A 9,031-nucleotide genomic window follows, 5' to 3' on the forward strand; every position below is an offset into this window, starting at 1 on the left:
CTGAATTTTGTGCGCTGGCGTGGTAACTGCTCGAAGAGGAGACCAACATATGAGCATCGATAAAGATGTCTTGGAACGATTAATCGAAGGCCGCGCGGCTGGTGATTTATTTGGCCAGGACGGCATTCTGTGCAAGCTGACAAAGGCGCTGGCCGAACGCGCGTTGAGCACGCAGATGGATATCCAACTCGACGAAGAGCGCATCGTGCAGTCGCCTGAGGGCCGCAACCAGCCCCCCAACCGACGCAACGGCAGCAACCAGACGACCGTGACCACCGACAGCGGCAAGGTCGTTCTGAACATCCTCCGCGACCGGAACGCCACCTTCGATCCGATGCTGATCGCCAAGTATCAGCGCCGCTTTCCCGAGTTCGATCGCAAGATCATCAGCATGCATGCCCGAGGCATGACGACCCGCGAGAGTGAGCCATTGGCGCGCCATCCGAACCCGCGGTGACTTCCCAATCGAAGAGGCAGCAGAGAAATTGATCTATCTGGCGCTCAATGCGACATCCACCGAATGGAAGCGTTCGGTGCGCGAATGGCATGCGCTCAGAAGTCAGCCCGCCATCATGTTCAAAGACCGCTTCCCGATCGCGGAAGAAAACGCGTCAGGCACAAAATTCAGGATAGTCTTTGCCTTAGATATGCCAATCCGGACGAAATCGGGCAACTTGACGGTCTCCGTGTCGAAGGCCTCAATAGGGCTTTAGAGCCACGCCGCCAGCAGCGGACGCTTGCTGCGGGTCGGGATCCGAACAGCCTTCATTCCCTCCCGCGCCGCCGGGCCGATAAAGATGGCTAAACCACCACCGTCGTTCCTTAACATGTCCGAGCGATCGCAGGAGGAGCACGTGAAACGTCAAAGCTTGGCTTGGATGCACGATTTTATGGCGCAGGTCTGGACCGTCAACGCGTGCAAGGACTGCGCCGGCATCTCGCGGGCACGTCCAGACGGTGGCTCATACTCAGTTCCAGCAGCGCACTGGCACTGTCGCGCAGCGCAACGTTGTCGTGCATTGTCGGCGCGGAAAAACACTCCTTGCGCATGTGAGCGACAGTGTCTCCGGCGACAGTTAAAATAGACTTAGCGCTTGAAAGAGAATACACATATTTCAAATACCAAGCCCATCCCCTTCACCTGAGATACGCCGAAAGAGACGGATTATGCGAAAGCTTAGAACATTTTTCTTCTGCATTGCTGCCGCAATGGCAACGGCGGCTCCCGCGCAGGAGGCGCCCCGCGCGATCCTGGTTCTTGACGGGTCGGGGTCGATGTGGGGGCAGATCGACGGCAAAGCCAAGATCACCATCGCACAGGAGGTCGTCGGCGAGCTGCTGGACAGCCTGCCCGAGACGCAAGCCCTCGGCCTCACCGTGTATGGCCATCGCCGCAAGGGGGACTGCAGCGATATCGAAACACTGGTTGCACCGGCTGCGGGCACTCACGACGCCATTATCGCGGCCGTGAACGGGATCAAGCCCAAGGGCAAGACACCGATGACCGATGCGGTTCGTCAGGCCGCCGAGGCGCTGCGCTACACCGAGGAAAAGGCGACCGTGATTCTCGTCTCGGACGGAATCGAAACCTGCAACCCCGATCCCTGCGCTGCTGCACGGGTTCTGGAGGAAACCGGCGTCGATTTCACCGCCCATGTCATCGGGTTCGACACTACGGATCCCGAAGCACTCAAACAGATGAAATGTCTCGCTGAAGAGACCGGCGGCAGCTTTCGCTCGGCCTCCAATGCCGCCGAGCTTGGCGCGGCGCTGGCGATCGTGGCAGAGCCTGTGCTCGAACCAGACCCTGTCACCGTCTCGTTTCTTGCCACCGATGGCAAGAACGGCCCGCGGATTGCCGACGGTCTGATATGGTCCCTGTTCGAGGGCGACAGCACATTGCTCGAGGGGGAGGCCGTTGGAAGCCTGAGCAGAGACCTGCCGCGCGGCGAGTACCGCGTGTCGGTTCTGCGGTTGGTCGACGAAGCCACTGAGGAGGCTGTGTTCGGCGTCGGTGAGGTGAACAAGCAAGTGGTGCTGGAGCTGCCCGAGTTCCGTCCGGGAGCGACAATCGACGCACCGGGCACGGCCATTGCCGGCGACATGTTGCCAGTTCGCTGGACCGGGCCGAACGCTGAAGGCGATTATATTTCCATCTCCAAAACGGGCAACGGCTATCTTTTCCATACCTATACCCGCGAAGGCCCGCTGCTGGACCTGCAAATGCCGCCGCAGCCCGGCATCTACGAGATCCGCTATGTTCTAAAAGATGGCAGCAAGGTTCTGGCCCGTGCGCCGATCGAGGTGACCCCCGTCACGGCCAGCGTAACGGCCCCTGAGATCGCGGCCGCCGGATCCATTGTCGAGGTGCCTTGGACAGGTCCGGATTACGAGGGCGACTACGTGGCCGTCTCTATCCCAAAGGACAAGGGCTACGAGTTCTATACCCAGACCCGCCACGGCAGCCCGGCGCAGGTGACCCTGCCCGCAGAGCCAGGCACCTACGAACTGCGCTACGTGATGAAGAACGGTCCCACCATTGTCGCGCGAACCCCGCTGACCGTGACCGCTGTCACCGCCGGCGTTATAGCGCCTGCGGATCTTACAGCCGGTGCGACGGTGGATATCGACTGGAGCGGGCCGAACAACCGCAATGACCGTGTCGCTGTCGTGCCGCGCGGCGAAGACAAGCAAATGGACTATGCCTACACCCGCGACGGCACCCCGGTGGAAGTCGATCTGCCCGCCAAGCCGGGAGAGTACGATCTGGTCTATATTGTGGGGCAGGACAGATCCATTCTTGCCCGGGTGCCGATCACAGTGACTGCGGTGACGGCGAGCATCACCGCACCGGCGGATTTGGCTGCTGGTGCGACGGTGGATGTCGACTGGAGCGGGCCGAACAACCGCAATGACCGTGTCGCTATCGTGCCGCGCGGCGAAGACAAGCAAATGGACTATGCCTACACCCGCGACGGCACCCCGGTGGAAGTCGATCTGCCCGCCAAGCCGGGAGAGTACGATCTGGTCTATATTGTGGGGCAGGACAGATCCATTCTTGCCCGGGTGCCGATCACAGTGACTGCGGTCAAGATCAGCCTGTCCGTTCCCGACGAGCTGTCCATCGGAGCAACCGTGCCGGTCGACTGGGACGGTCCGGACTATCCCAGTGACCGTATTGCCGTCATGGAGCGCGGCAAAAACAAGCGACTGACATATGTCTACACGCGCAACGGTAATCCGGCGATGCTCGCTTTGCCCGAAACGGCTGGCGACTACGATCTGGTCTATGTGATGCGCGTCGGAAATACGGTGGTGCACCGCGTTCCAATCACCATTCGCTGACACACACGATCGGGAGGTTTTCATGTGCGATACCTCCCGGCGATGGCCTTCCGGGGGGCAATTCCTGCAAGAGGCAGGATCATGCGTTTGTGTCCGCCCTCCCCCTCAGGTGTTGTCGCCTGCACGTGCCAAAGGCGCCCCCCCGGTGGGGGGCTTGCGCCATCCCGCTACCGATTGGCGACCCTTATCTTGAGCCTCTCGTTGGCATGCCAGAACCGGTTTGCCAACGGGAACATGACGGCGGCGATCGCAAGCCCAACCGAGCGCGACCAGCGCCGATCTCGGCACCTCCTGCGGCACCGCCGCGCCCGAAACCGATTAAGCTCAGCGCGCCGTCAAGGATCGGGAGCGCACCGACATGTTGCAACACTAACGAGATACTTCAAGCCGGCCAGAACAGGGCTGCGATCCCGACGCCTCCGGCCATCTGACCTAAGAAAATGCTGCACGATGCACGAACAACCGATTCGACGGCCTGCAACGCAGCATTGGGTCATTGACTGCATGACCGGTCTGGGCCGTTTGCGATACGGTCATGCAGCAAAAGTGATTTCCATGCCGCGCGTTTCTCTGAAGATGCCAAATTTTGGGCGCATTTCTTCGACAACATCCCAATAAACAATTCGTTTGGAGATTTTGATGACGCAGTCAGTGTCCGTGCTTGTTGATGGAGATAACATTAGCGGCAAGCACGCTGAACAAATTCTTTCCGTCGCAGCCAAACTTGGAGAGCCTGCCGTAGTTCGGGTCTATGCAGATGCACAGCGTCCCTCTGACTGGCATGGCGCTCTTGGCTACCGAATGCTGCATGCGGGAACGGGTAAGAACGCCTCAGATATTTTGCTGGCACTGGACGCGATGGAATTGCTCCTATCCAAGCATACGCGCTGTTTTATCATCGCGAGTTCCGACGGTGATTTTACCCACCTTGCCACCAGATTGCGCGAACATGGGGCAAAGGTCATCGGAATTGGCGAAGCAAAAGCCCCGAGCGCCTTCCGAGCCAGTTGCAGTGAGTTTGTGGAAATCGGCACCGCGCGGCCTGTGCGTCTTGTGCCAAAACCTGCTGCGATTGCCACGGCGCTTGATCTGCAGATCCGTGCCATGATTGCGACGCACAGCAAGAATGGTTCCGGAATGCGCATCGCTGAACTCGCCCCGAAACTGCATGCTCAGCATGGCATTCGGATCAGCACATACCCCGAGCGAAGTTGGCGCGCCTATCTGGTCGCGCGACCATCGCTTTACGATCTGGACCCACGCGGCCCTGACGCCAAGGTTCGTTTCCGTCCTGAAGGCTTTTCCAAGGCAGCTTGAGCACGCAAACGACTTCAAGCGTGCGACTACCCTCGGTCACGCTATGGCAGAACGCATGAAAAGATAGATTTAGGGAGGCTGCCCTGCGCCACGTTCGTTGGGACGAACGGCGCTCCGGATCGCTTGCGACAGTCCGGCAGACAGGGCGGATACCAGTCATTCGCGGGGTCGAGCACAAACGCCAGCAAAGCGCAGGAAAGTAATAATCCCAACGCCGGATGGCCGCATGTCTGCTTTGAGGTCACCCCCGCAAAGCTGACCGCTGCTGCATTGAAAAAGACGCTGGGACTTAGCTCTTTCCTGTTGTGTCAGGCGTTGGCACCAATTGACGCGCTCGGACTTGGCGCTTCCCAGTATGCCAAAGATAGAGCGCGAGACTGACAACTACGATCGCGCCGCCTCCCAGCATGGAGGGGGTCGGTGCCACGTCGGTTCCGGCCCAAATCCAGATGGGGCCGAGGACGGTTTCGAGAAGCATCAGCAGACTGACGTTCGACGGGTGCGTGTAGCGCGATGCAAGCGATAGCGAGAAGAACGACACTGGCAGCACAAGAGCGCCCGCAAGCGCAATCGCCCAGACGTGACCTGCCATCATCGCGCCTGGTCCCGTCCAGGCAAGACCTGCAAGGCCCGCCAGCGTTGCCCCGACCCCTACGGCTAGTAGGATCGGCAATTGCGCATTGGCTCGGATGATAACGAAACTGAGCGCGAGGAACATCGCAACGCCCAGCCCTATTGCAGCGCCAAGCAGCGGGCTGCCGGTGGTCTGCGCGGGAGCTGTCCCGAAAACAGCGACGCCGATGCCAGCCAGCACGGACGCTGTCGCAACCCACGTTGTCCAATGCGCGGTCTCTCCCAGAATCATCCGCGACAGCAACGCGGCAAAGATCGGCACGGTAGCAACGCTGAATAGCACGACCGAGACCGGCGCCACCGCGATGCCGATAGCAAAGAGCGAGGCGTTGCAGGTTTGGCAAAGCACGACCAGAAGCCCCGCCCCGCAGGCGATTGAACGCAGATCGCCTTGAAGGTGACGCCACCGGAAGATCAGCCAAGCCAGCAGCATTGCCGTGCCCATCAAGAGCCCGCGCCACGCGACCATCTGGGAGCCATTCATCTCGGACCAACGCATGAGCAATGTGTCCGGCGTAATCGCCAGCGCCCCGAAAAGGGCGAGGAAAATACCGAACGTAGGACTCCGTGTCATTTGCGATTCCAGAAGCGTGGGCGGAAAATCAAGCCTTACCGGTCCGGCGACATCATTCCAAGATCTTGCGAAATATCATAGTCACTTAGGCTGCAGGCTCGTTAAACGTCAAAGCCAGCTATCCTGCCTACGAACACGCTGCGCTCACCGCTCAATGTCCGTAATGGCGGGCTGCATTGCGGCGTATCCTGCACTCTGCGAATGTCCGTTTTTCTGATTGCACGTTTGGGTCAAGCTCGTTTTCCTTCTTTCTTCTGGGACATTGTCACTCATCCGGGTCACGCTTCTCTTCGCAGTCTGGGTGATGCCGTGGTGGCATCGCTGCACGCATATGTCGGATTGGCAGTGGAGAGCCTTGCTTTAGGACGCGCCTCCCGGTGCCATCTGCCCACATACGGTGCAGCAGAGCAGCCAATTGTCCGGCCACGACGACAACGGCGCGGCGGCGCCCTTTGGTTTTCATCAGTCGCATGCCCCAGGATTTGATCTGAGAGCGGGCCATCGTGCGCATCAGCAGGGCGTTCGCGGCCGCGTAATGTTTTGATCGGACACCCGGTCTCCGGCTTTTGAAATCCGGCCAGGATTGTCAACGGCAACCTTGAAGGTCAGCGCCGCAATAGGTCCGACACCGGGAACGGTCATCATCCGCAGGCATGTCTCATCCCGGGAGGCGGCGCGTTTGACCCGGCGATCCAGTTCCAGAAAGTGCTGATACAAGACCCAGACGCGCATCGAGCAGCGGGATCAAAGCATGCGCCAGAACCTCATCCACTTTAATCATCGGACGACCGAGGCCGCCAAAGCTGCCATGCTGCACTGTCTTGGGCAGACGAAGGCCGAAGATCTTCAACAGCCCGCGCCCTTCGTTGACCAGATCGATTGTCTTGTTGAGCAATACTCTGCGGGTGCTGAGTAAAGCACGATCGCTGAATCGCCCCGGTTTTACCGGAGACCATCAACTTAACTAAGGGTGGCGGTTATGACAAAAAGCAAAATGGCAAATCGCGCCTCACCTGAAGTCCGCGCGCGCGGTCCGGATGATCTTTGAGCATCAAGGTTCCTGCGAAACGCAGGCGGGCGCGATTGCGGCCATTGCATCGCGCTGCCCGGCAGTCGCTGCTTGCAGCGATGAGAACGAAAGATCGGCTGTATTCTCCTGACCTTGAGCGGATGGGGCAAACAGGCTGAAAAAGACAGTGGCATGCGCGACGGCGTGACGACCGGGGAACGGGATCGGATCAAAGCGTTTGAACGTGAGGTTCGCGAGCTGCGCCAAACTAACGAGATACTGCGCAAGGCGGCTTCGTTGCGCAAATCAGGTGAAGGGATTCATCCCGTGAATCCAGCGTGACAGCTGGAAGGGATGAGCCGCTGGACCCCAACGAAGTCTAAGACCACGAACTGGCCCTCGTACAACATCGCGCTGAAGCAACGCGGATCGCTTTCGAACCGTTGGCCGGTAGGCGATTGCCTGCAACCGCCGTAAGGCTGGTTTGATCCCGGGATGATCTGGATGGCGCCGCCAAACGGTAAGCATGCTCGACAGCAGCATTTCAGTGACGCGGCCATCCAGACTTGCCTGACGATGACAGTCCTTTTCGGGATGGTCGTCATTGAAAGCGCCATTGGTCCGAGCGACAATGACGACCCGGCAGACCACAGGTTTCGTGGAAAGTCTCCTGCGGCTGGCTGGCCCGAACTGGGCCGCACCAGATTTCAGCACCCTGTGTCGGCGCCAGAGAACTCTGGATGTGCGTCTGCCCTATCTCGGTGGCACCGCTCCACTGAACCTCCTCATCCCGTCTCGGGCATTGCCCTGCAATCCCCTGCCGGGCAGCGGACAGCACCGGCATCAAGGCTGAGGGTGAAGGCGCGTGGAACGCCCGCAAGCACGGCGGCTCAAAGCGCCGCATCTGGCGCAAGATACACATCCACTGCCCGGCAGGGTCATGCGCAGCATGATCCCGAGAGGGGGTATCGACGAGGAAACGTCGGAGGTTCGGGCGGTAGAGGTCACCAGCAGCTTGGCTTTGTTAAATAAGGGTGGAAAACTCTGCGTTGGAAATATCGCTGATGCTAAATGTACAAAAATTTCGCGATTAGACGCGAGCAATGAACGGGTAGTTGAACTGATTATTGACGCATGGCAGAAGTCTTCCATTGTCCCCGATTGGTATGAACTTTGGTTTGACCTCCCTGAAAAGCTTTCATGAGTTTACGGCGTCACTCCCTCTTAGCGGGCCTGCTGGTCCTGCTCACAGCGGCGCTTTTGGCGCTTGCGCTTGCGCCCGCGCAGGCAAGCGCCGCGTCGGGAGGATATCAGCCATTTAAACCGGCGGCGCTCGCCGAAAAGTTGGATGTCACGCAAACCAAGGCCCGCGACCTCCTTGCCGCCGAACTCTTGCGCCGGGTCTCGGATGATTTCTCGGGCCGTATTGCGGAAAACCCGGAGGTCTCGCGCTATATCGACGCGCATGCCCCCGCCGATCTGGTCAAAGACGGCCAGCACCTGTTTGCCCTGCTCGACCGAGACAGCGCCGAGTATCTGAATTCGACCATCAACATGGCGAATTTCAATGAAGGATTTGACGGACGCTCGACACTGGATCTTTATCAGTTCGGTGTTGCCGCCTCGGGCGGCTCACCTGCGGCGCTGACCGCCTTTAGCGGGGTCCGGGAGGATCTAACGAATTACCGCCAAACCTACACGCGCGAGGCGGAAGGCAACGCGCTGATGGCGGGTTTCTTGCTATCGTCGATCTGGGCGGAACAGGGTAGCGAGACGACAGCACAAGGCAAAGCCCTTCAAGCCGAAGACCCGGTTAAGTGGCAGGAAACGCAGAATTGGGCGACTGCACTGTCGAATACGATGTCGGGCAGCTACGTGAATGGCGCGTTCAAGGGGAAACCGCTGGCGCCATTCAGCTCGGTGGACCCGACCGTGTCGACGTTTGATATCTTCGATTACTACGCCATGCGAAACCTTGCGAACGGAGCTGTCGCCGTTACCGGCGTCTCAGCCGGCGCGATGGCTTCGCGCTTTGCTAAGCTGCGCGCAGAGATGAAGGCCAGCGCTGGCGCAAGGCTTGAGAAGAGCGGTCTCGCTACAAATAGTAGACCCACTCATCTGACTTCCGAGCTATGGTTGAATCTGGGTGACGC

Annotated in this window: 6 protein-coding genes and 3 pseudogenes; 8 read left to right on the forward strand and 1 reads right to left on the reverse strand. The window is 59.4% G+C overall.

Annotated elements, in window-relative coordinates; genetic code table 11:
- Positions 1 to 49: 49 nt before the first annotated feature.
- The 4 genes and pseudogenes from DT23_RS18375 to DT23_RS03220 all read left to right on the forward strand — a co-directional run.
- Positions 50 to 442, forward strand: a pseudogene (locus DT23_RS18375) (transposase); the annotation flags it as partial.
- A 43-nt stretch (positions 443 to 485) separates the two neighbouring features.
- Complete coding sequence (locus tag DT23_RS19930; protein ID WP_051697015.1) at positions 486 to 713, forward strand: hypothetical protein; 228 nt, start codon at positions 486 to 488, stop codon at positions 711 to 713.
- Between the two features lie 454 nt (positions 714 to 1,167).
- Complete coding sequence (locus DT23_RS18385; protein WP_081846895.1) at positions 1,168 to 3,345, forward strand: vWA domain-containing protein; 2,178 nt, start codon at positions 1,168 to 1,170, stop codon at positions 3,343 to 3,345.
- Between the two features lie 639 nt (positions 3,346 to 3,984).
- Positions 3,985 to 4,662: an NYN domain-containing protein gene (locus tag DT23_RS03220; RefSeq protein WP_038128186.1), complete on the forward strand. Its 678-nt coding sequence runs from the start codon at positions 3,985 to 3,987 to the stop codon at positions 4,660 to 4,662.
- Positions 4,663 to 4,951: 289 nt separating this feature from the next.
- On the opposite strand, the gene DT23_RS03225 is transcribed toward DT23_RS03220, so the two are convergent.
- Positions 4,952 to 5,869 (reverse strand): DMT family transporter, encoded by a 918-nt coding sequence (locus tag DT23_RS03225; protein ID WP_051697017.1) that lies wholly within the window; start codon positions 5,867 to 5,869, stop codon positions 4,952 to 4,954.
- Between the two features lie 751 nt (positions 5,870 to 6,620).
- Here DT23_RS03225 and DT23_RS19320 point away from each other — a divergent pair.
- The 4 genes and pseudogenes from DT23_RS19320 to DT23_RS03245 form a co-directional block, all read left to right on the forward strand.
- Positions 6,621 to 6,785, forward strand: coding sequence for a hypothetical protein (locus tag DT23_RS19320; RefSeq protein WP_156023837.1), 165 nt, complete (start codon positions 6,621 to 6,623; stop codon positions 6,783 to 6,785).
- A gap of 63 nt (positions 6,786 to 6,848) precedes the next feature.
- Positions 6,849 to 7,217 (forward strand): annotated as a pseudogene (locus tag DT23_RS03235) (transposase); the annotation flags it as partial.
- Positions 7,218 to 7,232: 15 nt separating this feature from the next.
- Positions 7,233 to 7,893, forward strand: a pseudogene (locus DT23_RS18860) (transposase); the annotation flags it as partial.
- 245 nt (positions 7,894 to 8,138) lie between these two features.
- Positions 8,139 to 9,031 (forward strand): hypothetical protein (locus tag DT23_RS03245; protein ID WP_156023838.1); only part of this gene is annotated, 893 nt, incomplete at its 3' end.

The organism is Thioclava indica (genome assembly GCF_000714545.1).
GTDB classification, from domain to species: domain Bacteria; phylum Pseudomonadota; class Alphaproteobacteria; order Rhodobacterales; family Rhodobacteraceae; genus Thioclava; species Thioclava indica.

What these genes read in the sequence shown, in the direction of transcription:
- DT23_RS18385 (WP_081846895.1), top strand. Translation starts at nt 1,168, where the DNA reads ATGCGAAAGCTTAGAACATTTTTCTTCTGCATTGCTGCCGCAATGGCA.
- DT23_RS03220 (WP_038128186.1), top strand. Translation starts at nt 3,985, where the DNA reads ATGACGCAGTCAGTGTCCGTGCTTGTTGATGGAGATAACATTAGCGGC.
- DT23_RS19320 (WP_156023837.1), top strand. Translation starts at nt 6,621, where the DNA reads ATGCGCCAGAACCTCATCCACTTTAATCATCGGACGACCGAGGCCGCC.
- DT23_RS03225 (WP_051697017.1), bottom strand. Translation starts at nt 5,869, where the DNA reads ATGACACGGAGTCCTACGTTCGGTATTTTCCTCGCCCTTTTCGGGGCG.